General features: G+C 54.8%; 19 protein-coding genes and 4 tRNA genes. 12 read left to right on the forward strand and 11 right to left on the reverse strand.

Features of this window, described 5'->3' with window-relative positions:
* Positions 1–13 precede the first annotated feature (13 nt).
* Together JGF26_RS06590 and JGF26_RS06595 are read left to right on the forward strand one after the other, a co-directional pair.
* Positions 14–2,203, forward strand: coding sequence for a TonB-dependent siderophore receptor (locus tag JGF26_RS06590; RefSeq protein WP_049006657.1), 2,190 nt, complete (start codon positions 14–16; stop codon positions 2,201–2,203).
* Between the two features lie 164 nt (positions 2,204–2,367).
* Positions 2,368–2,443, forward strand: a tRNA-Asn gene (locus tag JGF26_RS06595).
* Between the two features lie 54 nt (positions 2,444–2,497).
* On the opposite strand, the gene JGF26_RS06600 is transcribed toward JGF26_RS06595, so the two are convergent.
* Positions 2,498–2,899, reverse strand: a complete 402-nt coding sequence (locus tag JGF26_RS06600; RefSeq protein WP_134707798.1) for a RidA family protein — start codon at positions 2,897–2,899, stop codon at positions 2,498–2,500.
* A 141-nt stretch (positions 2,900–3,040) separates the two neighbouring features.
* Between JGF26_RS06600 and JGF26_RS06605 the strand changes: the two genes are divergently transcribed.
* On the forward strand, positions 3,041–3,961 hold the full coding sequence (locus JGF26_RS06605) for a LysR family transcriptional regulator (protein WP_134707797.1): 921 nt from the start codon (positions 3,041–3,043) through the stop codon (positions 3,959–3,961).
* Between the two features lie 54 nt (positions 3,962–4,015).
* Here the strand turns inward: JGF26_RS06605 and cbl are convergent, their stop codons facing one another.
* Both cbl and nac read right to left on the reverse strand, forming a co-directional pair.
* Positions 4,016–4,966: an HTH-type transcriptional regulator Cbl gene (gene cbl / locus JGF26_RS06610; protein ID WP_108089623.1), complete on the reverse strand. Its 951-nt coding sequence runs from the start codon at positions 4,964–4,966 to the stop codon at positions 4,016–4,018.
* Positions 4,967–5,062: 96 nt separating this feature from the next.
* Positions 5,063–5,980, reverse strand: a complete 918-nt coding sequence (nac, locus tag JGF26_RS06615; RefSeq protein ID WP_134707796.1) for a nitrogen assimilation transcriptional regulator NAC — start codon at positions 5,978–5,980, stop codon at positions 5,063–5,065.
* Between the two features lie 319 nt (positions 5,981–6,299).
* On the opposite strand from nac, the gene JGF26_RS06620 reads away from it, so the two are divergent.
* Positions 6,300–6,375 (forward strand) — tRNA-Asn (locus JGF26_RS06620).
* 76 nt (positions 6,376–6,451) lie between these two features.
* On the opposite strand, the gene ldtA is transcribed toward JGF26_RS06620, so the two are convergent.
* From ldtA to JGF26_RS06635, 3 genes are read right to left on the reverse strand one after another with little or no spacing between them, the layout of a single operon-like run.
* Entirely contained in the window at positions 6,452–7,348 is an 897-nt protein-coding gene (gene ldtA, locus JGF26_RS06625; protein ID WP_134707795.1) for a L,D-transpeptidase, read from the reverse strand.
* Between the two features lie 59 nt (positions 7,349–7,407).
* Positions 7,408–10,104: a cation-transporting P-type ATPase gene (locus JGF26_RS06630; protein WP_134707794.1), complete on the reverse strand. Its 2,697-nt coding sequence runs from the start codon at positions 10,102–10,104 to the stop codon at positions 7,408–7,410.
* Between the two features lie 47 nt (positions 10,105–10,151).
* Complete coding sequence (locus JGF26_RS06635; protein WP_028019628.1) at positions 10,152–10,583, reverse strand: universal stress protein; 432 nt, start codon at positions 10,581–10,583, stop codon at positions 10,152–10,154.
* A gap of 397 nt (positions 10,584–10,980) precedes the next feature.
* Here JGF26_RS06635 and JGF26_RS06640 point away from each other — a divergent pair, with 397 nt between their 5' ends.
* From JGF26_RS06640 to JGF26_RS06650, 3 genes are read left to right on the forward strand one after another with little or no spacing between them, the layout of a single operon-like run.
* Positions 10,981–12,063 (forward strand): efflux RND transporter periplasmic adaptor subunit, encoded by a 1,083-nt coding sequence (locus JGF26_RS06640; RefSeq protein WP_028019629.1) that lies wholly within the window; start codon positions 10,981–10,983, stop codon positions 12,061–12,063.
* Positions 12,063–15,125: an efflux RND transporter permease subunit gene (locus tag JGF26_RS06645; protein ID WP_134707793.1), complete on the forward strand. Its 3,063-nt coding sequence runs from the start codon at positions 12,063–12,065 to the stop codon at positions 15,123–15,125. The genes JGF26_RS06640 and JGF26_RS06645 overlap by 1 nt, the downstream gene beginning before the upstream one ends.
* Complete coding sequence (locus JGF26_RS06650; RefSeq protein WP_134707792.1) at positions 15,122–16,087, forward strand: acyltransferase family protein; 966 nt, start codon at positions 15,122–15,124, stop codon at positions 16,085–16,087. The genes JGF26_RS06645 and JGF26_RS06650 overlap by 4 nt, the downstream gene beginning before the upstream one ends.
* Here the strand turns inward: JGF26_RS06650 and pagP are convergent.
* Positions 16,084–16,659 carry a lipid IV(A) palmitoyltransferase PagP gene (pagP, locus tag JGF26_RS06655; RefSeq protein WP_049004970.1) on the reverse strand — a complete coding sequence of 192 codons (576 nt, stop codon included), beginning with the start codon at positions 16,657–16,659 and terminating at the stop codon, positions 16,084–16,086. The two genes, JGF26_RS06650 and pagP, sit on opposite strands and share 4 nt — an antisense overlap.
* Before the next feature lie 256 nt (positions 16,660–16,915).
* Between pagP and shiA the strand changes: the two genes are divergently transcribed.
* The 3 genes from shiA (at position 16,916) to JGF26_RS06670 (ending at position 21,545) form a co-directional block, all read left to right on the forward strand.
* Positions 16,916–18,232 carry a shikimate transporter gene (gene shiA, locus JGF26_RS06660; RefSeq protein WP_134707791.1) on the forward strand — a complete coding sequence of 439 codons (1,317 nt, stop codon included), beginning with the start codon at positions 16,916–16,918 and terminating at the stop codon, positions 18,230–18,232.
* 73 nt (positions 18,233–18,305) lie between these two features.
* On the forward strand, positions 18,306–19,760 hold the full coding sequence (locus tag JGF26_RS06665; RefSeq protein ID WP_049004968.1) for an AMP nucleosidase: 1,455 nt from the start codon (positions 18,306–18,308) through the stop codon (positions 19,758–19,760).
* An 18-nt stretch (positions 19,761–19,778) separates the two neighbouring features.
* A complete protein-coding gene (locus JGF26_RS06670; protein ID WP_134707790.1) occupies positions 19,779–21,545 on the forward strand; it encodes an aminopeptidase P family protein in 1,767 nt (588 codons plus the stop codon).
* Between the two features lie 142 nt (positions 21,546–21,687).
* On the opposite strand, the gene JGF26_RS06675 is transcribed toward JGF26_RS06670, so the two are convergent.
* Together JGF26_RS06675 and emmdR are read right to left on the reverse strand one after the other, a co-directional pair.
* Positions 21,688–21,763: transfer RNA gene (locus tag JGF26_RS06675), tRNA-Asn, on the reverse strand.
* 103 nt (positions 21,764–21,866) lie between these two features.
* Positions 21,867–23,321 (reverse strand): multidrug efflux MATE transporter EmmdR, encoded by a 1,455-nt coding sequence (gene emmdR, locus JGF26_RS06680; RefSeq protein WP_134707789.1) that lies wholly within the window; start codon positions 23,319–23,321, stop codon positions 21,867–21,869.
* 161 nt (positions 23,322–23,482) lie between these two features.
* Here emmdR and JGF26_RS06685 point away from each other — a divergent pair.
* Both JGF26_RS06685 and JGF26_RS06690 read left to right on the forward strand, forming a co-directional pair.
* Positions 23,483–23,558 (forward strand) — tRNA-Asn (locus JGF26_RS06685).
* Positions 23,559–23,613: 55 nt separating this feature from the next.
* The gene (locus JGF26_RS06690) at positions 23,614–23,949 is read left to right on the forward strand and encodes a gamma-glutamylcyclotransferase family protein (protein WP_134707788.1); all 336 of its coding nucleotides are present in this window, start codon (positions 23,614–23,616) and stop codon (positions 23,947–23,949) included.
* A 47-nt stretch (positions 23,950–23,996) separates the two neighbouring features.
* On the opposite strand, the gene JGF26_RS06695 is transcribed toward JGF26_RS06690, so the two are convergent.
* Complete coding sequence (locus JGF26_RS06695) at positions 23,997–24,332, reverse strand: DUF496 family protein (protein ID WP_008499467.1); 336 nt, start codon at positions 24,330–24,332, stop codon at positions 23,997–23,999.
* 158 nt (positions 24,333–24,490) lie between these two features.
* Entirely contained in the window at positions 24,491–25,549 is a 1,059-nt protein-coding gene (locus JGF26_RS06700) for an FUSC family protein (RefSeq protein WP_134707787.1), read from the reverse strand.
* Positions 25,550–25,599 lie beyond the last annotated feature (50 nt).

Here is a 25,599-nt window from a genome sequence, read left to right on the forward strand (position 1 = left end):
GATCGACATAACAATGAAACGTTCTCATCTTTGGGTTTTAAATCCTTGTTTGCTTGCAATGCTTTCTACCTCTGCGTGGGCGGAAGAACAAAAGGAAGAAAATATCGTTGTCTCCGCCAGCCGTGCGCATCGCAGCGTGGCGGAGATGGCGCAGACCACCTGGGTCATTGAGCGGGCTGAAATTGAGCAGCAGGTTCAGGGCGGAAAAGAGATTAAAGAGGTACTGGCACAGCTGATCCCGGGTATGGACGTCAGTAGCCAGGGGCGTACCAACTACGGAATGAACCTGCGCGGCCGTTCGATGATGGTCATGGTCGACGGTGTGCGCCTGAACTCGTCCCGTAGTGACAGCCGACAACTGGACTCCATCGATCCGTTCAACATCGACCGTATTGAAGTGATCTCCGGTGCCACATCGCTCTACGGCGGCGGCAGTACCGGCGGTCTGGTGAATATCGTCACCAAAAAAGGCCAGCCAGAGACTGAAGTTGAGTTCCAGACCGGAACAAAAAGTGGCTTTAACAGCCATAACGACCACGATGAAAACGTGTCGGCAGCCGTCAGCGGCGGCAACGACAATGCTTCCGGTCGCCTGTCGGTCTCCTATCAGCGCTACGGTGGCTGGTACGACGGCAAAGGCAACGAGGTGATCATTGATAACACCCAGACCGGCTTACAGTATTCAGACCGTATTGATGTGATGGGGACCGGCACCATCAACATCGACGATCACCAGCAATTGCAGCTGACGACGCAGTACTACAAAAGTGAGTCAGACGGTAAGCATGGGCTGTACCTCGGGAAGAACTTCTCAGCGGTAACGGGAGATGCTAACGCGTACAACAAAGGGAATCTCGACTCTGACCGCGTGCCGGGTACCGAGCGCCATCTGATAAACCTGCAGTACTCCAATACCGATTTCCTGGGTCAGGATCTGGTTGCGCAGATTTACTATCGTGACGAGAGCCTGACCTATTATCCGTTCCCGACCCTGACCAAAGGTGTGGTGACCAGTATCGGTGCCTCTCAGCAGAAAACCGATTTTTACGGCGGTAAGCTGACGCTGAACAGCAAGCCAGTGGATGATTTGAACCTTACCTGGGGTGTCGACGCCGACCACGAAACCTTCGATGCCAACCAGCAGTTCTTCAACCTGAGCAAAGCCGCGGCGAGTGGCGGCATGGAGCTGGACAACGCGTATAACGTAGGTCGTTACCCGGGTTACAGCATCACCAACCTCGCCCCGTTCCTGCAGGCCAGCTACGATATTGACGCCATCACCCTGAGTGGCGGCGTGCGTTACCAGTACACCGAAAACAAAGTAGATGACTTTGTGGGTTACGCGCAGCAGCAGGCTATCGCCACTGGCAAAGCCACCTCCGCAGACGCGGTGCCGGGCGGGAAAACCGATTACAACAATTTCCTGTTTAACGCCGGGATCCTCGGTCGCCTGACCGAGCAGCAGCAGGTGTGGTTTAACTTCTCGCAGGGCTTTGAAATTCCTGACCTGGCGAAGTACTACGGTTCCGGCACCTATCAGCTCAGCAATGGTCACTATCGCCTGCTGAATAGCGTGAACGTGAACGACTCAAAACTGGACGGTATCAAGGTTAACGCTTACGAGCTGGGCTGGCGCTACACCGGCGATAACCTGCGCACGCAGGTCGCGGCCTACTACTCGCTCTCGGATAAAACCATCACCATCAACAAGACGGACATGACCATTAACCTCGAAGACGACAAACGTCGTATCTACGGGGTGGAAGGTCAGGTGGACTATTTCTTCACCGACAGCGACTGGAGCACGGGCGCGAACTTTAACGCCATCAAGTCTGAAACCCGTGAAAATGGGAAATGGGAGAAGCTGACGGTTGACAGCGCCAGCCCGTCGAAAGCCAGCGCATGGGTCAACTGGGCGCCAGGCGACTGGACCTTGCGAGTACAGAGCACGCAGACCTTTGACGTCTCTGACTCCGACGGTAAGAAGATTGATGGCTATAACACGGTCGACTTCCTGGGCAGCTACGCCCTGCCGGTGGGTAAAGTCAGCTTCAGCGTGGAAAACCTGCTGGACAAAGACTACACCACCGCCTGGGGCCAGCGCGCGCCGGGGCTGTATAGCCCAACCTACGGTGCACCGGGCCTTTATACCTACAAGGGCCGTGGACGCACGTTTGGTCTGAACTACTCCGTACTGTTCTAATACCGCGCGCCGCCTGCGGGCGGCGCATTTTGCTGTGTAATTTCGAAGCAAATTTACTATAAAATCAGCGATTTGCTGAAATTGTCGGCAAACGAACGAAAAGTGCGTTTTCACCCTTTGACAAGGCGTACTGAGGTCGCTACTATGCGCCTCGTTCACACGATTCCTCTGTAGTTCAGTCGGTAGAACGGCGGACTGTTAATCCGTATGTCACTGGTTCGAGTCCAGTCAGAGGAGCCAAATTTGAAAAGCCTGCTTTTAAAGCAGGCTTTTTGCTTATCTACGTCTCTGATGTTAACTCAGAATCGCATCCAGCCTGGCAATCACCTTAATCTCAAACTGGAATCCGTACAGCCACGTTACGCCGATGCCGGTCAACGTAGGGTAAGGCGCTTCTCCCCAATATTCTGGCAGGATACTCCAGATAGCGTCGAGGTTTGACTCGGGATCGACGACAAAGAGGGTAACATCAACCACGTCAGCGAACGTGCAGCCCGCAGCCGTAAGAACAGCATTAAGGTTATCGAATGCCAGCCGAACCTGCGCGTTGAGATCCTCTTCTGGCGAACCATCCTCCCGGCTACCAACCTGCCCCGAAACAAACAGAAAACCGTTGGATTTGATGGCCGGTGAATAGCGATTGTGCTCGTAGAGCGCCTGGCGTCCGAAGGGAAAAACGGCTTCGCGTGTTGTCATGTTTGTACCTTTGTAATGGGGCGAAATCTGCCCGGTGAACATAAAGACACTTTACAGGTGCAGGATCGGGCGGATAAACAAGCGACTTTGTCCATCATTGTTTGTAATATCCAAACAATCTGTGAAAAGAGAGGACAAGGGATGGACCGTTTCGATGCGATGCGCGCTTTTGCTCGCGTGGTGGAGGCAGGCAGTTTCACAAAGGCTGCCCACACGCTTCATATGAGCAAAACCACGGTGACGCAGCTTATTCAGCAGCTTGAAGCGCGCCTGCGCGTTAAGCTGCTCCATCGCACCACCCGCAGGCTCGGTGTCACTCCTGATGGCGCGGTCTACTACGAGCGCGTCATCCGTCTGCTGGCGGATATGGAAGATGCTGAAAACAGCCTGTCCAGTTCGGCGATGACGCCCAGGGGACGGCTACGGATAGATGTGCCCACTCCTCTCGCCCGCCTGGTGCTGGTGCCCGCGCTACCGGCTTTTCACGCGCGATACCCTGATATTCAGTTCGACATGGGCGTGAGCGACCGGGTGGTGGATCTGATCGGCGACAACGTGGATTGCGTCCTGCGCGGTGGCGAAATCAATGACCAGTCCCTGATCGCACGCCACGTCGGCGATTTGCAAATCGGTGTTTACGTCGCGCCAAGCTATGTGGAACGCCTCGGCGCCCCAGCGCATCCGCGAGAGCTGGAAAACACCGACCATCGCATAGTGGGATTCTTGTCCTCACGCACCGGTAAGATTGATCCTCTGGTACTGCGCTGTGAGAGTGAACATATTGAAATCACGGGAAGCTATCTGCTTGCAGTTGATGATGGCAACACCTACCTCGAAGCTGGGCTCGCGGGATTAGGCGTGATTGCGCTCCCCGTCTATATGGCGGCAGCGCATCAGACTGCTGGCTCTTTGATTCCGCTATTTGAAGACTGGCGTATTAATCCAATGCCCCTGTACCTGGCATTTCCGCCTAACCGCCATGTCAACGCCAGACTGCGCGTTTTTATTGATTGGATCGTTGAATTGATGCGGCAGCATGTCGCCATTACTTACAACAAGTGACGACATCCCTCCCCCCTGATTCGGTCAGCGCAGCGCTACCGGGCAAGCCAGCACTTAAATCTGATAATCAATCGCCACTTCTTCGGGTTCCATCACCTGGCGCTTGATCTCATCAACGGATAGCCCGGCATTGCACAGCTCGAGAAAACGCCATACATAGTTGCGCTGCAGCTGCCCGCGTTTCAGGCCAAGCCATACGGTGTTGGCGTCAAACAGATGACGCGTATCAAGACGCACCAGGTTCCCGTCTTCACGTTCTCCACTGGACTGTTCCGCCACCAGACCAATACCCAGACCCAGTTCGACGTAGGTTTTAATCACATCAGAATCCTGCGCGCTCAGCACCACGTCCGGCGTTAACCCTTTGCGGTTGAAGGCCTCATCAATGCGCGAGCGCCCGGTAATGCCCTGGCGGTAAGTAATCAGTGGCCACTTAGCGATGGCTTCCAGCGTCAGGGGGGATACCTGATTCAACGGATGATCAACAGGAAGTAATAAACTGTGGTACCAGCGGAACCACGGGAACGCCACCAGCAGCGGGTCGTTGCTCAGGCGTTCGCTGGCAATACCGATATCCGCTCCCCCGTTTTGCAGCAGCACTTCAATTTCCTGCGGCGTGCCCTGGATAAGCTCCAGACGGACATCAGGGAAAAGTTCGCGGAACGCTTTAATCACCGGCGGCAGGCTGTAGCGAGCCTGTGTGTGGGTGGTGGCGATGGTGAGTACGCCCGAGGCATCATTGGTAAAGAGATCCGCCAGACGACGAACGTTGCTGGCCTCGTTGAGGATCCGCTCCGCGATGGTGAGCAATGCCTTGCCAGGCTCCGTCATGCCAAGCAGTCGCTTACCACGACGGATAAAAATCTCTATACCCAGCTCCTCTTCCAGCTCGCGGATATGGCGGCTCACGCCGGACTGAGAGGTATAAAGCATATTGGCGACTTCGGTCAGGTTAAAGTCCCGCCTGGCCGCCTCACGGATAATTTTAAGTTGCTGGAAATTCACGATTCACTCCGGCGCATCTGACATAGCTCTATTGTTAGAGTCAGCTGAGCTGCAGAACAAATAATAAAAACCAGCATCTTATTCTTTTATGGAATATTAACTCACGAGCTGCAGCTCACGATTCTCCAGCGAAGGCTTGCTGACCAGCGACATCAAAATCTCTTTTACCGCCTGCGCCTGCGGTGACAGCGAACCGCGCGCGGACATGTTCAGCGACAAAGGTAAGCTCATAGACGGCGTTGTGATTCGCGCCATCCAGCCATTTGCCGCACTGCACAGCGAGCGTGCAGCGGATTCCGGCAGAACCGTCACTCCCATTCCGCTAGCGATAGCTGCGGTCAGCGTGGAGATAGAGTCGATTTCGCCGATGATTTTTGCCGTCAGGCGGCGCAGAGAAAATGCTTCATCCACGCGCACGCGCACGGCACTATAATCGCGCGGCAGATAGAGATTCATCTCAGCCACGGCGGTCAGGTCTACGCTCTGCCCCGGGCAGTCGCGAGTGCCCACGAGGTAAAGATCTTCTTTCAGCAATGGCTGACTGGTGATCCCGGCAACCGGGGAACGATCGTAAAGCACCGCCATATCCAGCTGGCCGTTGAGCAACTTGTCATTGAGCACGGAACCGCTGTTCTCGTGAAGGTACACCAGCACTTCCGGCAGCTCGGCGCGCACGGCCTGCAGCAGCGGCATGGTAATAGACGATGCGGCCGTTCCCGGTGCCAGACCGATGGAGACGTGCCCGCTCAGGGTCTGACCGGCATTATTCACCGCCAGCTGCGCTTGTTCACACTGGCGGAGGATGGTGCGTGCGTGGGTATAAAGGATCTTACCTGCTTCCGTTGGCGTAACGCCGCGTTTGGTGCGGATCAACAGCTGCTGATCCATCTCGCCTTCCAGAGTAGCCACCTGCTGGCTCAGCGCAGGCTGCGCGATGTGCAGTACTTCTGCCGCTTGAGTCAGGCTGCCGATATCGACGATTTTTACGAAGTATTTCAGTCGTCTTAAGTTCATTTTGCCCCCTGTTCGAAATGCTGTGCCGTAACCGGCTGTCGTTGTTGAACAGGTTTTGCAATATGAATGCCAGTTTTTCGAAGAGGTCTGATTTGTTGCTAAGCGGCTGAAAATAAGGAAACCTAATCATGGAGGGGGCATATATTACTGAAACAGCAGTTTATGATCTGCCCCATTAGAGGTATAACCGCACCATTACGGTGCATTCCGCTGTCAAAAACATCACTTTGCCGATTTTGTCAGCAAACGATCAAAAGGCGATGCTCCACCCTTTGACAAGCTCGGCTGACGTCGATACTATGCGCCCCGTTCACACGATTCCTCTGTAGTTCAGTCGGTAGAACGGCGGACTGTTAATCCGTATGTCACTGGTTCGAGTCCAGTCAGAGGAGCCAAATTTGAAAAGCCTGCTTTTAAAGCAGGCTTTTTGCTTTTCTGCGCCAGGGCAAATTGCCGGGGGCGAAAAGGGCTTCACATGCCAAGCTTAACCGGCATCCCCGAGCGCCGTTCAAGTTCAGTTCCTGCGCCCTCGTTAATCAACTGCGTCCGCTGCGCGGCTGAAATTGGCAGGGGCACTTTTCGGGTCGATTCAAATTCCGCACGGTTACGTGATAATGGTTCATGCACTTCGACCCAGCGGCTACCGTCTGGCTCCGTGGTGACTTTAACGGGCCGATCGATAAGCTGTACTCGGGTCCCTACAGGGACATGATCGAAAAGGTATTTGATGTCGTTATTACGCAGACGAATACAGCCCTGGCTCACCCGCAGTCCGATTCCGAAATTCGAATTTGTGCCGTGAATGGCATACAGCCTGCCGATATAGATCGCATACAGCCCCATTGGGTTATCTGGCCCGGCAGGGACAAACGCTGGCAGTGTTTTACCTTCAGCCGCATAGGCACGGCGCGTATTCGGCGTAGGCGACCAGGTCGGCCCCACCTGCTTACGCTCAACGACCGTCACCCAGTTACGCGGTGTTTCACGCCCGGCCTGACCGATGCCGATGGGCAGCACTTCAACGGTGTTGCCGCCCGGCGGATAGTAATAGAGACGCATTTCTGCCACATTCACCACAATTCCTTCGCGGACAGTATCAGGCAAAATCAGCTGCTGAGGGATCGTTAATGTCGTACCTGATTTGGGGAGAAAAGGATCCACGCCAGGGTTGGCCTCCAGCATATTACTCAGCCCCAGTCCGTACTGCGCGGCAAAGGCTTCAAGGGGCAACGTGTTACCCTGTGGAACAGTGATGGTTATCGGAGCACCCACAAGACGGCTGCCTTCGGGTGGCAAGGTATAGGTCACGGCAAACGCGCCGGGAACGGCGGCACAAAGCGTGAGAACGAACGAGGCAAGTCGAATCATAGTGTCCTGAGCTCGAAAATAGAGAAAGCCTGAACGTAAGCAGGCTTTCTCAGTTTACGCTATTTCGCCTCAGTTTTGCGCCACTTGCGTGTCAGAACTTTTTCCGCTTCAACAATAAGGAACATCACAAAACCAATCAGCAAGGTGATGACCCAGTAGCGGAACGGCAGCGCTTCTGTGCCAAACAGCATCTGCATGAAAGGTGCGTAGATAATGAGGAGCTGAAGCGCCAGCAGCACACCACTCACGATCCAAATCCCTTTATTTGCCAGCAGACCTTTGCTCAACGAGAAACCATCATTCACGCGGCAGTTGAGCATGTAAAACCACTGCGCCGTCACCAGGGTTTGCAGCAGCACGGTACGGATAAATTCCGCCGAGTAGCCACGCGGTTGCAGCCAGGCCTCCAGGATGAAGGCGCTGATGGCAATCATCAGGCCGACAAATACCACGCGCCAGATGGCATAGCCGTCCATCACATGCAGATTCGCCTTGCGAGGCGGCCGGTTCATGATGTCTTTCTCGCCCGCCTCGAACGCCAGCCCAAAAGAGAGCGTCGCCGATGTTGCCATGTTCATCCACAGGATCAGGACCGGCGTCAGCGGGATCAGGTTCCCCGCCAGCAGCGCGATGATGATCAGTAGGGCCTGTGCGATGTTGCTGGGGATAACGAACAGAATGGTTTTTTTCAGGTTATCGTAAACCCGCCGTCCCTCATGTACCGCGCGGGCAATAGTGGCAAAGTTGTCATCCGTTAACACCATGTCGGCGGCTTCCTTGGTGACTTCTGTCCCCTTAATCCCCATGGCGATACCCACGTCCGCCCGCTTGAGCGCCGGGGCATCGTTCACGCCGTCCCCGGTCATGCCCACCACTTCCTGTTTACTTTGCAGGGCCTGCACAAGGCGGAATTTATCCTCCGGGCTGGTTCGCGCAAAAATATCGTACTGCTGCGCGGCATCGCTCAGTTGACGATCGTCCATCGCCTCCAGCTCACGTCCGGTGATAGCGCTTGCAGCGTTACCAATACCCAACATTTGCCCAATACTCATCGCCGTTTGCGGGTGGTCGCCGGTGATCATCTTCACGCGGATCCCCGCCTGCAGGCAGTCGGCAATCGCGGTAATGGCCTCCGGACGCGGTGGATCCATCATTCCGGCAATCCCGAGCAGGATCACTCCATCCTGCAGGTCCGGATGATCCAGCTCTCGTTGACCGTCGCGGGCGGGTTTCCAGGCCGCAGCCACCATGCGCAGCCCCTCACGGGCATACTCTTCAATCTTCCCTTCCCAGTAAGGCAGATCGAACGGTTGCATTCCGTCATTCGTCTGCTGGTACTGACAGAGGCGGAACAGCACGTCCGGCGCACCGGTAATCAGAATCACTTCTTCATCGTCCAGACGGTAAAGCGTGGACATGTATTTATATTGCGAATCAAACGGGATTTTACTGCGCATTTCGGTATCGAGCGGCGGGAGCTGAATTTTCGCCGCCAGCACCTTCAGTGCACCCTCGGTCGGCCCCCCGGTGATTTTCCACAGCCCCTGCTCGTCTTTGATCAACTGGCTGTCATTACAGAGGTCGATGGTGCGCAGGTAGCGTTCCAGTAACGAACCCTGCACCACGCTGACGGGCGTCGGGTCGTCTACGGGGTGAATGTTCCCCACCGGTTCGTAGCTGTCTCCCTCCACGCGATAGGTTGTGTCAGCGGTAATCACCGCTTTGACCGTCATTTCATTCATCGTCAGGGTGCCGGTTTTATCCGAGCAGATGACCGTCATCGCGCCCAGCGTTTCCACCGTAGGCAGCTTACGGATGATGGCCTTGCGGCGCGCCATAGCCTGTACGCCAAGCGAAAGGATGATGGAAATGATCGCCGGCAGGCCTTCCGGCACTGCAGCAACGGCGAGGCTGATGAGCGACAACACCAGCTCGGAAACCGGCATATCGCGGAACAGCAGACTGAAGACAAACAGCGCCACCATCATCACCAGGATAGTGATGAAGATAGTCTTACCGAGCTTATCCATCTGCACCATCAGCGGCGTGCGGTGTTTTTCGATATCAGACATCATCTGATTGATGTGTCCAAGCTCGGTTTCGCCCCCGGTTGCCACCACCACGCCTTTTCCACCGCCGGAGCTGACGGTAGTACCTGAATAAAGCAGATTATACCGGTCACCTAAAGGCAATTCCCCGCTTAACACATCGCTGTTTTTCTCTACAACGGTGGATTCACCGGTCAGAATGGCCTCCTCCACGCGAAGGTTATGCGCTTCAATCACACGCAAATCCGCAGGAATACGATCCCCGGCGCGGATCACCACGATGTCGCCCGGAACCAGCGTCGTGGTAGGGATCGTTTCATGATTACCTTGTCGAACCACCACGGCTTCGCTGGAGAGCATATTGCGAATACTTTGCAGCGATTTTTCAGCATTGCTCTCCTGAATGTGACCAATCAGCGCGTTAACGATGGCAACCCCGAGGATGACAAACATATCGACCCACTGGCCCATAAAGAGCTTGAGTAGTGCAGCCACCAGCAGAACGTAAATCAGCACATCGTTAAAATGGGCCAGGAAGCGCAGCCAGGCGGGTTTGCCTTTTTTTTGCGGTAACGCATTTTCACCATACTGCTGGAGTCGGACCGATGCCTCACTGCTGCTCAGCCCCTCCGCAGTGGAGTTGATATTCGCCAGGGTGTCGTCAACGGTTTGTTGATAATAAGGACGTTCAGGTTTTTCTGTTTTCATCGTTCCTTCCTCAGGTTCTTTTCAGAAATCACCTTGCTTTCATGCAATTAACGAATAACGAAAACAGGAACATGTGCGTAACGCACAATACTTGCCGCCTCTGACCCCAGGAGATGGGTTTGAATATTGGGATTTCGAGAGCCGACAATAATTGCCCCGGCAGCAAGTTCATCCGCCAGCTTAATAACCTCATCACGAACATTTCCGCTACGGACATGGAGGTGAACACGTTCTTCTGGCAGATTGAGTTTTTTGACCAGGTCAGACAGTTTTTCTTTAGAATTATTAATCATATACTCATCCATCTTGCGCGCATCTGAAATAAAACCACGCGTCAGTTCGGCAGAAAACTTAGGCATGACGTGCAGCAGATGAATGTCACCCGATGCGCTTTGTGCCAGGAACTGTGCATGCTGAAGGGCTTTATCAGCCAGGCTAGTCTCGTAAACATCCACCGGAACCAGAATATTTTTGTACATATCGAGCATCCTTTTTATAACCAACACAGTAGTGAGTGAAGTAATAAAATGCATTAAATGCAGGGAGTTACCCTTAATGCCAGTTACGGGAAAAAAAGATGAATGATATTAAACGTAGCACAGGAATATCAGGTTTAACGCTTACCCACTGATATTGGGTATTTAACATTTATCTTTTCTCCAACTATGCTCTTAGAAAGACGCTCTATACAGCGCATGGAGGAATGAATGTACGGTTTAAGCCTTTTCCGTCTTGGTTTGTTTATTGCACTTGCCATTATTGCCAGCACGGCAATTGGACTATTCACCTATATGGTTGTCACTGTTCTGGCAGAATAGTGTCACCCCCTGCCCTTGCTACGGAAGAAATAAAACAGTTATTTATTAGGGGAATACAGTGAACCGCTACCTCATTTTACCGTTCGTTATCCTAACGCTCACGGCGTGCGACCCGAAACCCGAGCAAGCCGCACCCCTGCCGCGAATGGTTAAAGTGGCGGAGGTAACTATCCCCGCTCACGCCCAGCAGCGTGTTTTTCCCGCACGTATTGAATCGGGTGATGCAACAGACCTCTCCTTCAAGCGAGGAGGTCAAATCGAGGCGCTCGATATACGTCAGGGTGCAGCTATTAAGCAAGGACAGCAGCTCGCCAGGCTCAACGCCCGTGAAACCCAGCAGCGGGTAAACGACAGACAAACCGCAGCGACACTCGCCCAGCGGCAGTTCGAACGCTTCCAGACGCTGGCGGGACGCCAGGCTGTCTCGAAAGCAGAAATGGACGTACAGCGTGCTAACCGCGATTCGGCGAATGCAGCGCTGCAAATAGCCCGTGAAGAGCTGAATCAGATGACGCTCGTCGCCCCCTTCAGCGGGACGGCGGCTAGCGTACACGTTCGAAACCATCAGGTGGTGTCTGCCGGTCAACCGATTGCAACCCTGACCCGCACCGACCTGTTGGACGTGGTGTTTAGTATTCCTGAGAACCTGTTCAACACCTTTGATATCCGTAACGCGCAGTATCGCCCCGTAGTGAGAATTAACGCCATTCCGGATCGTGAATTTACCGCCGTCTACAAAGAACACTCGGGCAGCAGCGACAGCAATACGCTGACCTGGCAGGTGATTTTAACCATGCCCCGCCCGGACGATTTTCCCGTCGTGGGAGGTGTAAGCGGTACGGTTACCATCAATCTAACCAACCTTCCGGCTGGCGCAGGCGCTCAGGCGCTGGTTGTGCCGGTCGAGGCGGTCTTTAACCCGGACAACAGCCCGCGCAATGAACCGCACGTCTGGGTTGTGGCCGGGGAAGGCGACACGCTCCACCTGGAAGATCGCAAGGTCAGCGTGGGGCAAGTGACCACAGAGGGCGTGGTAATTACCAGTGGCCTTAAGGCAGGCGAACGCGTGGTGGCCGCTGGCGTAGGAGAGCTCCATGCTAACCAGCCGGTTCGCATCTGGACGCGTGAACGGGGACTGTAATGGATATCTCTCGTCAATTCATCAATAACCCCATTCGTGTCTGGCTGACGATTCTGCTGCTGGGCGTCGGGGGCATTTTCGCCCTGTTGAATATCGGCAGGCTGGAAGATCCCGCGTTTACGATCAAAACTGCTGTGGTCATCACCCACTATCCCGGCGCCTCTGCTCAGCAGGTTGAAGAGGAGGTTACGCTGCCGCTGGAGAATGCCCTCCAGCAGCTGCCTTATCTGGACAATGTCAGCTCCATCTCTTCAAACGGCCTGTCGCAGATCACCGTGAACATTGCCTCACGCTATCATTCGAACGAACTGCCGCAGATCTGGGACGAACTGCGCCGCCGCGTGGGCGATGCCTCACGCCAGTTCCCGCCCGGCGTCGTCACGCCCTTCGTGAATGACGATTTCGGCGACGTGTTCGGCTTTTTCTTCGCAATTTCCGGAGACGAATTCAGCAACCCTGAGCTGGTGCGTTACGCTGAGCAGCTGCGTCGCGAATTAATTCTGGTCCCCGGCGTCGCGAAGGTCGCAATTGGTGGGGCCATTAGCCAGCAGGTCAATATTGATATTTCCCTGACCAAAATGGCCTCGCGCGGTATTACGCTTAGCCAGCTTTCGGCCCTGCTGAGTCGCCTTAATGTGGTGTCCAGCGCCGGGGAGATTACCTCCGGCACGGAGTCGATTCGCCTGCATCCGACCGGTGAGTTTGAAAATCTTGACGAGCTGGCGGACCTGATTATTACGCCGTCCGGTACCGGGGCAGCGACGCGTCTGCGGGATATCGCCACGCTGTCGCGCGGGTTGAACGAGTCACCTGCCAGTATCTATCATGCCAACGGCAGAAAAGCCGTTACCATGGGCGTCTCGTTTATCCCTGGCGTGAACGTGATTGACGTGGGTCACGCCCTGGAAGCAAAGCTAAAACAGATGTCGGCGGAAAAACCGGCGGGAATACACATAAATCTGTTTTACGATCAAGCCGCCGAAGTGGGCCACTCGGTTAACGGTTTTATCATTAACTTCCTGATGGCGCTGGCGATTGTCATCGGCGTGCTATTGATCTTTATGGGCGTGCGCAGCGGGATTATCATCGCCTTTTCCCTCGCGCTCAACGTGCTCGGCACGCTGCTGATCATGTATCTGTGGGGCATTGAACTGCAGCGCATCTCGCTTGGCGCGCTGATTATCGCCCTCAGTATGCTGGTGGATAACGCCATCGTGATTGTTGAAGGAGTGCTGATTGCGAGGCAGCAGGGCTCCTCGCTGTTGACCGCCATTAACTACATCATCCGTCGCTCCGCGCTGCCGCTGCTGGGGGCGACGGTGATCGCCATCCTGGCGTTTGCGCCTATCGGGCTGTCGCAGGATTCAACCGGGGAATACTGTAAATCCCTGTTCCAGGTACTGCTGATTTCCCTGATGCTGAGCTGGTTCTCGGCGCTCACCATCACGCCGGTGCTGATTAAGTGGTGGTTGTTTAAAAACGACAGCGCGCCGGACAACGCCGACGAGTCAGATCCTTACGACAAACGTCTGTACCGCCTCTACCAGCGCCTGCTTAACACGCTGCTGCACTATAAGGCACCGACGCTGGTAGTGATGGCCGCCCTGCTGGCCGCGTCTGTCTGGGGTTTCGGCGCGGTGCGGCAAAACTTTTTCCCGTCGTCCAATACGCCGATTTTCTTTGTCGACCTCTGGTTACCCTACGGCACCGATATCAAATGGACCGAGAAAATGACCAGCGATATTGAGAAAACCATTAACGGCCAGCCGGGCGTAGAAACCACCGTTTCAACCATTGGCCAGGGCAGTATGCGGTTTATTTTGACCTACAGCGGACAGCGGCAGTACAGCAACTACGCGCAGATCATGGTGCGCATGGATGACCAGCGCAACATCTCCGCACTGACGCGCTACGTCGACGAGTACATCGCCCGGAACTACCCGCAGGTCAACGCCAGCACCAAACGCGTAATGTTTGGCCCTTCCGGCGACAGCGCCATAGAGGTGCGCATCAAGGGCCCCGATCCTGACAGACTACGTCTGATTGCCAGCCAGGTGGATGATATTCTGGCACGCGATCCGGCCACAGGTAGCGTCAGAAACGACTGGCAAAACCGCAGCAAGGTGATCCGTCCTCAATATGTCGCCGCGCTGGGACGCGAACTTGGCGTGGATAAACAGGACGTCGACAACGCGCTGGAGATGAATTTCTCCGGCAGTCGTGCGGGGCTGTATCGCGAAGGGAGCGATCTGCTTCCCGTCGTGGTACGCCCGCCGGAAAGCGAACGGCTGGACGCCAATCACCTGAACAACGTGCTGGTCTGGAGCCAGACCCGGCAGCAGTATATCCCGCTGAGTAACGTCGTCAGCCGCTTTTCGCTGGAATGGGAAGATCCGCTTATTCTGCGACGCGACCGCTCGCGGGTGCTGACGGTTCAGACCGATCCTGACCCGCTTAGCCAGCAAACGTCAGGCGACATTCTCGCCCGGGTGAAACCGCACATTGACGCCCTTGCCCTGCCCCATGGCTACAGCATCGAGTGGGGAGGCGATGCTGAAAACTCCAGCGAAGCACAGCAGGGGCTCTTCACCACGCTGCCAATCGGGTTCCTGGTGATGTTTGTCATTACGGTTCTGATGTTCAGCTCGGTGAAAAACGCCGTGGCCATCTGGCTGACCGTACCGCTGGCGCTGATTGGCGTCACGCCGGGATTCCTGGTAACCGGAATTCCGTTCGGCTTTATGGCGCTGATTGGACTGCTGAGCCTGAGCGGGATGCTGATCCGTAACGGCATTGTGCTGGTGGAAGAGATCGAGCAGCAGAAAGCGCATAAAGAACAGCACGAGGCGATCGTTTACGCCGCCACCTCGCGCCTGCGCCCTATCTTGCTCACCGCGTTCACCACCGTTCTGGGGCTGGCGCCGCTGCTGCTGGATGTTTTCTTCCAGAGCATGGCCGTTGTGATTATGTTCGGACTTGGGTTTGCGACAATCCTGACGCTGCTGGTACTTCCCGTGATTTATGCGTGCTTCCATCGTAAGGACAAAGCGGAACAACAATGAATGCGACAGGCCTGAACATTATCAAGACGCTGGGCTGTATGACGGCGGTCACCTTCTTCACCATCTACAATACCTGGGATCATTATGATTATGACTATCATTGGATCCTGGGGTTTTTAACCTTTATCTCGACCATCGCCACGCCGCTGTTTTTTGTGGTCGCGGGCTATCTCGACGGCCAGTCCCGGCACGGCACCCGCTGGCAGTTGAGCAAGATTAAAAGCCTGGTGATTGTCTTTCTGTTCTGGATAACGATCTACTACCTGTGGGAACCGTATCAGCGCGGGTATTTAATCCAGCCGTGGTTCGTGTTTGCGTTTGTCGTGATTTACACTTTCCACCCGGCGGTGGAGTGGCTCAGCCAGCGGCGCGCGCTGTTTTGCGGCGTGATTGCCTGCCTGCTGATCTTCTCCTACGGGTATGATTTGCTTTCAGCGCTCTATCCGGACGTCCACGTCTTTTCCCTTTCGCCACAGTACCGCCTGTGGACGTGGTTACTGTTTTACCTGACGGGGCAGCTTTTCTGCGATCCCCGCATCGCCGAGTGGATAAGCCGCAGGAATGTGGTCAGGGCCGCGGTTATCGCCATCCCGTTTATTTATCTCTTCACCTGGTTTTACGAGCGCCACTTCTTTTTTGCCCTGTTCAAGGCTGACAGAAACGCCTTTATTCTCACCGGCTCGCAAATCTACATTCTGATCGTTGCGCTGGTGATCGCGGCGAACGGCGTACGCTTTCGCCGCAATGCAGAATTCAAAGAGTCCATTCTGGCCGCCATCAGTAAAACGATGACCGGCGTATACATTGTGCACTACTCGGTATTTCACCTGTTGACGGCGCTTTTCCCGGTGACGTCTCTCGGTATGAAGCTGACCCTGATCGTGCTCACTTTCGTCACCTCGGTTCTGTTCTCCATGCTGGTGCTTTCAAACGCCGTAGCAAAAAAAGTGATCACCCTTTAAAAACCCAAGCGCAACCAGGCAAAGAGCACGTTACCGTTGTTATAGGTCCCGGGAATATAGGTGAACTGGACGGTAACGCGCTTATAGCCAGCAGAGAACAGCGGGAAGATAAACGGCAGGGGCACATAGTTCGCAAAATCATCGCGCGCCGTAATCCCCGCGGCGGCACCAAGCCCAAGCCGGAAGTCTTTGGCATTATCCAGATACCAGCCCTTCTCCCAGCCATAGCCCATCGCGGGCTGCCATTCGTTGTGCGAGTCTTTGAACATCATTGCGAAAAGCGCGCTCCAGTTGCCCTCTTCGTTGTAGCGGGAGACGCCCAGCCCGCCGCCCCACGGCATTTCGTTGTATTTGTCCGTTTTTTCTTTGTCGTACATAAAGCGCGCGTGCCAGCTCAGAAACGGCAGGTAGAGATCGTAGCGTTGAGGCTGCTCCCAGGTTTGCGAAATATCATCCGTCAGCGCATTCCACCAGCCGCCCAGACGCTGTTCGCCATAGACTTTGGATTCAGCATGGAGCGGTGCCATGAATAAAGACAGGACAATCCAGAATGTCAGAAAAGTACGTTGCATCGTTAATCCCTCAGCTTCCGTCACGCAGCGGTCTCTATAACTGTAAACCATTGAGTGCGAACCAGAGTCAAACAGCCTGATTTATGTTGTAGCAGGTGTCGATGAAATTTATTTATTCTGCACCTTCCGGAAAGATAAAAACGTTTTCTCCAGCGTTCTGTCGCGGTAGTCTCATAGGTTCCGTTTATATGACGGCTGCTATGTGAGTGACCTTTTCTTATACCAATAATTAAAAATCAGTACAGACAGGACTACTATGGACTCCACCCTCATCTCCGATCGCCCCAACGAGGAGACCCCTTCGCTGAACCGCGCCCGCCGTGCCGCTTTGGGTAGCTTCGCTGGCGCCGTCGTCGACTGGTATGATTTTCTGCTCTACGGCATCACCGCCGCGCTGGTGTTTAACCGTGAATTCTTCCCGCAGATTAGCCCCGCGATGGGCACGCTCGCGGCGTTTGCCACCTTCGGTGTCGGTTTTCTTTTTCGACCGTTAGGCGGTGTGATTTTCGGCCATTTTGGTGACCGTCTCGGGCGAAAGCGCATGTTAATGCTTACCGTCTGGATGATGGGGCTCGCCACCGCGCTGATTGGCATTCTCCCCTCGTTTACCACTATTGGCTGGTGGGCACCGGTGCTGCTGGTGACGCTACGCGCTATTCAGGGATTTGCCGTGGGTGGCGAATGGGGTGGCGCGGCGCTGCTATCCGTTGAGAGTGCGCCGAAAAATAAGAAAGCGTTTTACAGCAGCGGTGTGCAGGTCGGGTATGGCGTGGGTCTGCTGCTTTCTACCGGGCTGGTATCCTTAATCAGTCAGCTCACCACCGACGAACAGTTCCTGAGCTGGGGCTGGCGCATTCCGTTTATCTTCAGCATCGTGCTGGTGATTGCCGCCCTGTGGATCCGTAATGGAATGGAAGAGTCCGCTGAATTCGAACAGCAGCAGCGCGAAAAAACCGCCGTCAAAACGCGGTTGCCGGTGATGGAAGCCCTGGTTCAGCATCCTGGCGCTTTTCTGAAAATCATCGCCCTGCGCCTGTGCGAATTGCTGACGATGTATATCGTCACCGCATTTGCACTGAATTACTCGACGCAGAACCTCGGACTGCCGCGTGAATTGTTCCTGAATATCGGTCTGGTGGTTGGTGGGCTCAGCTGCCTGACGATCCCCTGCTTCGCCTGGCTGGCAGACCGGTTTGGTCGCCGTCGCGTCTACATCACCGGGGCGCTGATCGGCACCCTCAGCGCCTGGCCATTCTTTATGGCGCTGGAAGCGCAGTCGATCTTCTGGATTGTCTTCTTTGCCATCATGCTCGCGAACATCGCTCACGATATGGTGGTCTGTGTCCAGCAGCCGATGTTTACCGAGCTGTTTGGCGCCAGCTACCGCTACAGTGGTGCAGGCGTGGGATATCAGGTGGCAAGCGTGGTCGGTGGCGGGTTTACGCCGTTTATTGCTGCCGCGCTGGTGACCTTCTCCGGCGGGAACTGGCACAGCGTGGCGATTTATCTGCTGGTCGGTTGCCTGCTGTCCGCCGCCACAGCCCTGTTTATGAAAGAGACGAGCCACCGCTGATCTCACTTTTGTTTCACAGCCGTGTGACATACTATCGGGTAGAGTCGCACACCTGTGGAACAAGGAGACAGAGATGAATAATAAGGGCTCCAGCCTGACCCCGGCTCAGGCGCTGGAAAAACTTGACGCACTGTATGAACAGTCCGTCAACGCGCTGCGCAGCGCCATCAGCGAATACATCGAAACAGGGAAACTTCCCGATGAAAAGGCCAGAACCGAGGGCCTTTTTGTTTATCCATCGCTCTCTGTGACCTGGGACGGTAGCGCCAGTAATACCCCGAAAACCCGCGCCTACGCCCGTTTTACCCACTCCGGCTGCTATAGCACCACCGTCACCCGCCCTGCACTGTTCCGCCCCTATCTTGAAGAGCAACTCACGCTGCTGTATCAGGATTACGGCGCGCATATCGCCGTTGAGCCATCGCAACATGAAATCCCCTATCCTTATGTCATTGACGGTTCAGCGTTAACCCTTGACCGTTCCATGAGCGCGGGTCTGACCCGCCATTTTCCGACGACAGAGCTTTCCCAGATTGGCGATGAGACGGCTGACGGCATCTTCCATCCGGCGGAGTACGCTCCTCTGTCGCACTTTGATGCTCGCCGCGTCGACTTCTCCCTGGCGCGCCTGCGCCACTACACGGGCACGCCCGCTGAACATTTCCAGCCATTTGTGCTGTTTACCAACTACACCCGCTATGTCGACGAGTTTGTGCGCTGGGGCTGCAGCCAGATCCTCGACCCGGAGAGTCCTTACATCGCGCTCTCCTGTGCGGGTGGGATCTGGATCACCGCAGAGACCGAAGCCCCCGAGCAGGCCATTTCCGACCTGGCGTGGAAAAAACACCAGATGCCCGCCTGGCACCTGATCACCGCCGACGGTCAGGGGATCACGTTGATTAACATCGGCGTTGGCCCGTCTAATGCCAAAACCATCTGCGATCATCTTGCGGTACTGCGTCCTGACGTCTGGCTGATGATTGGACACTGCGGCGGGCTGCGTGAAAGCCAGTTGATTGGCGATTACGTGCTGGCTCACGCCTATCTGCGTGATGACCATGTACTTGATGCCGTTCTTCCGCCTGATATTCCTATTCCAAGCATCGCCGAAGTACAGCGGGCGCTGTATGACGCTACCAAAGAGGTCAGCGGCATGCCGGGTGAAGAGGTTAAACAGCGCCTGCGCACCGGTACGGTCGTCACTACGGATGACCGCAACTGGGAGCTGCGTTACTCCGCCTCTGCGCTGCGCTTCAACCTCAGCCGCGCGGTAGCGATTGATATGGAGAGCGCCACCATTGCCGCACAAGGATATCGCTTCCGCGTCCCTTACGGCACGCTGCTGTGCGTTTCTGATAAACCGCTGCATGGTGAAATTAAGCTGCCCGGCCAGGCCAACCGTTTTTATGAAGGGGCAATATCCGAACATCTGCAAATTGGTATTCGTGCCATTGATTTGCTGAGGGCCGAAGGTGACAAGCTTCATTCCCGCAAGCTACGTACCTTCAACGAGCCGCCATTCCGCTAATAACAATAAGGAAAAAAAATGTACTCTACATCACCGTTAGCAGCCCTGCGTCAGTGGCTACAGGAAAACAATCTCGACGGGATGATCGTCCCGCGCGCGGATGCCTGGCAGAGCGAATACTGCGCGCCTTACGACGAAAAGCTGGCCTGGCTGACAGGTTTTGACGGTTCTGCTGGTCTGGCCCTGGTACTGAAAAACAAAGCGTTGCTGTTCGTTGATGGCCGCTATCAGGTTCAGGCCCGCGTTCAGGTGAATACGGATGAGGTTGAGATCCATCATCTGCACAACGAGCCGCTGGCAGAATGGTTATCCGCAAACGTTGAGGCGGGTACACGTATCGGTTTTGAAGCACTGCTGATGACCAATACGGAGTTTGAGCAACTCTCTGCTACACCGTGCAAGCTGGTCCCTCTGACTGCCTCTCCGTTCGACGTGCTCTGGACCGATCGCCCTGCGGCTCCGACAGGGCTTATCCGTGAAATGCCGATCGAGATGAGTGGCGAAAGCAGTGCTGACAAGCGTCAGCGCGTCGCCGCAGTGCTGGCTGCGAACAATGCCGATTATCTGGCCGTTACCCTGCCGGACAACATTGCCTGGTTGTTAAACGTGCGCGGTTCGGATATCACATACAGCCCGGTTCCCCTCTCCTTTGCCCTTCTGGGCCGGGACGGAAACGTTGAGTGGTTTGTTGACAACACTAAGCTCAGCGCCCTTCCGGACGCGGTGCGTAATGCTTTCACCATTGCACCTCAGGACGCCTTTATCGCGCGCTGTCAGCAGAACACCGAAGGCAAACGGGTGATGATGGATGCCGGTTCCGCGCCGGTAGCCCTGCGCTTTGCCATTGAGCCACAGGGGGAAATTGTCTGGCAAACCGATCCCATTACCCTGATGAAGGCCACCAAAAACCCGGTAGAACTGGCAGGTTATCGCGAATGCCATCACCAGGACGGTGCCGCATGGGTGAACTTCCTGGCGTGGCTGAGCCGTGAGGTGCCGCAGCGTGAGGCTGCGGGACAACCCCTGACCGAGCTGGAGGTTCAGGCGCAGCAGCTTGCGCTCCGTCAACAACAGCCTGGTTTTATTGAACAAAGTTTTGCGACTATCTCCGCCTCCTCCAGCAATGCGGCGATGTGCCACTATCATTCGAGCGAAGCCAGCAACAAGCCCATCGGGCATGACCATTTTTACCTGAATGATTCCGGCGGTCAGTATGTTAACGGCACCACCGATGCCACGCGCACGCTGGCATGGGGTAAGGTCGCCCCGCAGCAGCACCTGCACTACACTGCCGTGCTGAGAGGCTTCCTGTCGCTTATTACCCTGCAGTTCCCTTCCGGGACTCAGGGGCATCAGCTGGATGCGTTTGCGCGTCGCCCGCTATGGGAGATGGGGCTGGATTACGATCACGGTACGGGGCACGGCGTGGGGCATCAGTTGCTGATCCACGAGAACCCGCATCGTATCGCCAAAAAGGTCAACCCGTGGCCGCTGGTAGCGGGCAATATCATGACTATCGAACCAGGCTACTATCTCGGCGATAGCCACGGTATTCGTATTGAGAACCAGGTAGAGATTGTTGAAAGCCGCCCAGGATTCTGCAAATTCTCTTCGCTGACGCTCATCCCTATCGACTTAAGCCAGGTTGAGTTGCATCTGTTGAGCGAGCAGGAAAAACAGTGGCTGGATGAGTATCACCAGCAGGTCCGCGAGACCCTCTCACCACTGGTGGAAAGCGATGCACGCCCGTGGCTGGTTGAGGCAACGGCACCGATTCGCGTGTAATTTCGTGCGGTCTGGTGCCCTCACCCCATCCCTCTCCCACGGGAGAGGGAGCAAACACTAAAAACGGCAACAAGGTTGCCGTTTTGCGTTTACCTTGCGCAGAAAAGCAAAAAGCCTGCTTTAAAAGCAGGCTTTTTAAATTTGGCTCCTCTGACTGGACTCGAACCAGTGACATACGGATTAACAGTCCGCCGTTCTACCGACTGAACTACAGAGGAATCGTGTGAACGGGGCGCATATTATCGAGGCTCCCCAGGGATGTCAAAGGCAGAATGCATATTTCTGATTGTTTGCCGATTTATTCTCCATTTCGCGCATTTATCAGGCATTCTTCCGTGGATATTTCCACAGCCAGCGCCCACTCACCATACGCCAGTAGAACAACGCCCCGCGCACGGCCCAGTCGAGGAACATCCCCAGCCAGACGCCAACCACTCCCCATCCGAGCATCACCCCCAGCGTATAACCCGCGACAACGCGGCAACCCCACATGCCGAGCATCGACACCCACATGGCAAAACGGGCATCGCGCGCCCCTTTCAGCCCGGCGGGCAGTACCCATGAAGCCGCCCAGATGGGCATAAAGGCCGCGTTGAGCCAGATAAGGATCTTAACAACCTCTTTTACATCGTCTTCGTGGGTATAGAATGAGGCCATCAGCCCGGCAAAAGGCGCGCTCCCCCAGGCAATCAACGTTAACCCAATGGTCGACAGCCAGAATACGTGTCGCAGCTGTCGTTCCGCCTGCCCTATCTGCCCTTTACCGAGTCGTTTACCGGTAATGATGGTCGATGCCGAACCCAGCGCATTACCAGGCAGGTTAATCAAGGAAGCGATGGAAAAGGCGATAAAGTTACCGGCAATCACGTCGGTCCCCATCCCGGCAACAAACATCTGCGTGAGCAGCTTACCTCCGTTGAACAATACCGATTCAATACTGGCGGGAATACCAATCCCCATGACTTCCCAGATAATGGCGAAATTAAAGGGGCGGAAATAGCTTTTAAGCGTAAGCCGCAGCGAGGGGGTAATCCCCGTCATCAGCACACCAAGGATGGCCGCCGCACCGATATAGCGTGAAATGGTTAACCCCAGCCCGGCACCGCCGAATCCCAGCCCATCCCACGAGAACACACCGTAGATCAGTACGCTACTGATGATGATATTCAGGATGTTCATCCCACCGTTAATCAGTAACGGAATTTTGGTGTTGCCTGCCCCGCGCAGCGCGCCGCTGCCAATCAGCGCAATGGCTGCCGCCGGATAGCTTAAGACCGTCATTTCCAGATAGGTCAGCGCCAGGTCCTTAACCTCGGCCGTCGCCTCACCCGCGACAAAGTCGATAATCTCTTTACCGAAATAGTGGATCACTGCCGCGAGGATGACTGAAAAGATGGTCATGATCATCAGCGACTGGCGTGCCGCCTCACGGGCGCGTTTGGGATCAAGCTTACCCAGGCTAAACGCAACCACCACCGTCGTCCCGAGATCTATGGCGGCGAAGAATGACATCACCACCATATTAAAGCTATCCGCCAGCCCGACCCCTGCCATCGCTTCTTTTCCCAGCCAGCTTACCAGGAAGGTACTCAGTACACCCATTAGCAGAACGCAGGTATTTTCCAGAAAGATAGGTACCGCAAGAGGGGTGATTTCACGCCAGAACAGAACACGATAACTTTTACGTTTTGCGTACCATGGTGTGCGCGTTATCACCTGGCGCAGGGGAGCAGTGACGTTCAAAATGGACCTTAGCGAGAAAAGTTGAAACTCCATTTCAAATAATGGGGGAGAAATGCTAATCCTGCAAAGTATTTTCAATTAAAAAATGTTTGGATTTACAACAAACTGACGACAGAATCAGCAATCGATCGATTTTCCCTAAGATCAGGTTTGACAAAACTTTTTTCGCCGCTAAGATAAGCCTCCACAACGATTCCTCTGTAGTTCAGTCGGTAGAACGGCGGACTGTTAATCCGTATGTCACTGGTTCGAGTCCAGTCAGAGGAGCCAAATTTAAAAAGCCTGCTTTTAAAGCAGGCTTTTTGCTTTGCTGGTGAGGGAAAATATGAACGCTTTGTTTGTCTACGGCACGCTGCGCCCGGGCCACTCTAACGCACATATCCTTGAAAACATTGGCGGCGAATGGCAGACCGGTTTCGTAACCGGCACGTTCTATGAACGTGGCTGGGGAGCGGCGGCAGATTTTCCGGGGATTGTCCTCCACCCTGATGGCCCCCGCGTCGAAGGTTATCTGTTTATTTCCGATAACCTTGCCGCACACTGGCAAATGCTGGATGAATTTGAAGACGGTTATGATCGGGTTGAGGTCATGGTGACCACACCTGACGAGCAACAGGTTAAGGCCTGGATCTACCAGCTACAACCGCGCTCTGAGTCATAAAAAAAGGCTCTCTGTCACCAGAGAGCCTTTTTCACAATTCACTGCGATTATTCGCTTTTTGCTTCGCCGTTTTTGATTTCACCCATCACTTTCAGCTTCTTAGAGATGTCACGACGCTCTTTAGACAGCTCGGCATTTTTGATGATGTAGTCATCAACGCGGTCTTCGTAGTCGCTTTTCATGCTGGCAATGATGCCCTGAATAGCTTCAACGCTCATGCCTGGCTTAATGTAGTCGCTCAGGTTGTCGAGCAGCAGAACACGTTTCTGGTTGTCACGGATCTTCTTCTCAACGTCCTGGATTTCACGCTGCAGTTTGTTTTTGCGGCGGAACAGGCGGACGAATTCCAGAACATCCTGGAACGAAGGCTTGGTAGTTTCCATTTTTACACCCCTGATAATGTGAGATTCGGATTCGTTAAAGCAACCGTTGTAACATTAACCTTACTGACAGCGGCCGCGAATGACAATGAGTATATCGTTTAAAGCTATCATAACCCCAATTGCTGCTGAATCGAAGCAGCAGGCGTCACATCCGCGTTTTATTTGCGCAGTGCGCGGCAAATCAGGTGTGATAACAGCTCAAGCTGTCGCGCCAGTTCCATGCTCAGCCAGACATAGCCATGAATAGGTGTTTCGGCCACGTTATCGCTCTGGCGTTCGTTGATTAACTGCTTCAGCTCAGCGACGATCTCATTCAGACGCTCGCTGTTCGCCAGTATAGGCTGTGGGTTACCTTCGTAGAGCGCATGGGCGATGGTCAGCAGAGTTTGCTGCGTCATCCGCTGGGTCTCCTTGAGGGTCTGTGCGTTAAGCATCAACAGATGGCTCGGGCGAGAAGCCCAGTGCGCGTTAATTTGCAGCTCAAGCATGCAGACCAGATTGCGGCTTACCGTCTGGATAGCTTCGAAAATCGCTTTCTGAATACGAGTTTCTTTGCTGGCCGGGGTAATCAGACCACGCATTTTGACTACATCGTTAAGGATGGCTTGCAGATGCTTTTCTAACCTGGGTCGCTCAACCAGATTAGGGGAAAAACCGGCCTGATAGACGCGGTTAAACGCGGTGACGTAGTTGGCCATCTGAATACGCCAGTGCAGAAAAGCACGCTGCGGCCAGATACCGGTAAAGAGCATGGCCAGCAGTGACCCCAGGATAACATCCCCGCTTCGCCACAGCGCCGTGGTCATATCCCCGGCAGGGGCACCGACAACCACCGCGAGAGTAATCCCGATCAGCAGCGCCTGATACGGTCTTTTGCCCAACGCCAGCCAGCCGCACAGGAACATGGCGGCACCGCACCATGCCAGCATGACCGGAAACGAAATCAGCTCCAGCTTCAGGGCGATAAGCCCGAGAGCCGAGCCTAAAACGGTCCCACCAATTCGCTCAAAGGCGCGAGGAACAACGTTTCCCCAAAACGAGATGGGCCCCATCACCACTACCAGCGTGATCAGCGGCCACGTTCCTTCCGGAACATCCAGCAAGCGGACAAGGACAAACGTCAACACGAACGCCAGCGCGATGCGACACCCATGCACCACTCGGTAATGTTTGTACAACCGAATTTCAAAAGGGGTTAATGATTTGTCGGGACGCACACCCGCTCTCCAGCTACACGGCAAACCACAATTGTACTGTGTTTTCAGCC

Origin of the sequence: Enterobacter sp. E1, from assembly GCF_016809815.1 — a bacterium.
GTDB lineage: Bacteria > Pseudomonadota > Gammaproteobacteria > Enterobacterales > Enterobacteriaceae > Enterobacter > Enterobacter adelaidei.

Bases quoted from the DNA above. Each gene is read 5' to 3' on its own strand.
- pagP (WP_049004970.1), bottom strand. From the start codon at position 16,659: ATGCAACGTACTTTTCTGACATTCTGGATTGTCCTGTCTTTATTCATG.
- JGF26_RS06670 (WP_134707790.1), top strand. From the start codon at position 19,779: ATGTACTCTACATCACCGTTAGCAGCCCTGCGTCAGTGGCTACAGGAA.
- JGF26_RS06665 (WP_049004968.1), top strand. From the start codon at position 18,306: ATGAATAATAAGGGCTCCAGCCTGACCCCGGCTCAGGCGCTGGAAAAA.
- JGF26_RS06630 (WP_134707794.1), bottom strand. From the start codon at position 10,104: ATGAAAACAGAAAAACCTGAACGTCCTTATTATCAACAAACCGTTGAC.
- JGF26_RS06695 (WP_008499467.1), bottom strand. From the start codon at position 24,332: ATGGAAACTACCAAGCCTTCGTTCCAGGATGTTCTGGAATTCGTCCGC.
- JGF26_RS06650 (WP_134707792.1), top strand. From the start codon at position 15,122: ATGAATGCGACAGGCCTGAACATTATCAAGACGCTGGGCTGTATGACG.
- ldtA (WP_134707795.1), bottom strand. From the start codon at position 7,348: ATGATTCGACTTGCCTCGTTCGTTCTCACGCTTTGTGCCGCCGTTCCC.
- JGF26_RS06635 (WP_028019628.1), bottom strand. From the start codon at position 10,583: ATGTACAAAAATATTCTGGTTCCGGTGGATGTTTACGAGACTAGCCTG.
- JGF26_RS06690 (WP_134707788.1), top strand. From the start codon at position 23,614: ATGAACGCTTTGTTTGTCTACGGCACGCTGCGCCCGGGCCACTCTAAC.
- JGF26_RS06605 (WP_134707797.1), top strand. From the start codon at position 3,041: ATGGACCGTTTCGATGCGATGCGCGCTTTTGCTCGCGTGGTGGAGGCA.
- emmdR (WP_134707789.1), bottom strand. From the start codon at position 23,321: ATGGAGTTTCAACTTTTCTCGCTAAGGTCCATTTTGAACGTCACTGCT.
- nac (WP_134707796.1), bottom strand. From the start codon at position 5,980: ATGAACTTAAGACGACTGAAATACTTCGTAAAAATCGTCGATATCGGC.
- shiA (WP_134707791.1), top strand. From the start codon at position 16,916: ATGGACTCCACCCTCATCTCCGATCGCCCCAACGAGGAGACCCCTTCG.
- JGF26_RS06590 (WP_049006657.1), top strand. From the start codon at position 14: ATGAAACGTTCTCATCTTTGGGTTTTAAATCCTTGTTTGCTTGCAATG.
- JGF26_RS06600 (WP_134707798.1), bottom strand. From the start codon at position 2,899: ATGACAACACGCGAAGCCGTTTTTCCCTTCGGACGCCAGGCGCTCTAC.
- JGF26_RS06645 (WP_134707793.1), top strand. From the start codon at position 12,063: ATGGATATCTCTCGTCAATTCATCAATAACCCCATTCGTGTCTGGCTG.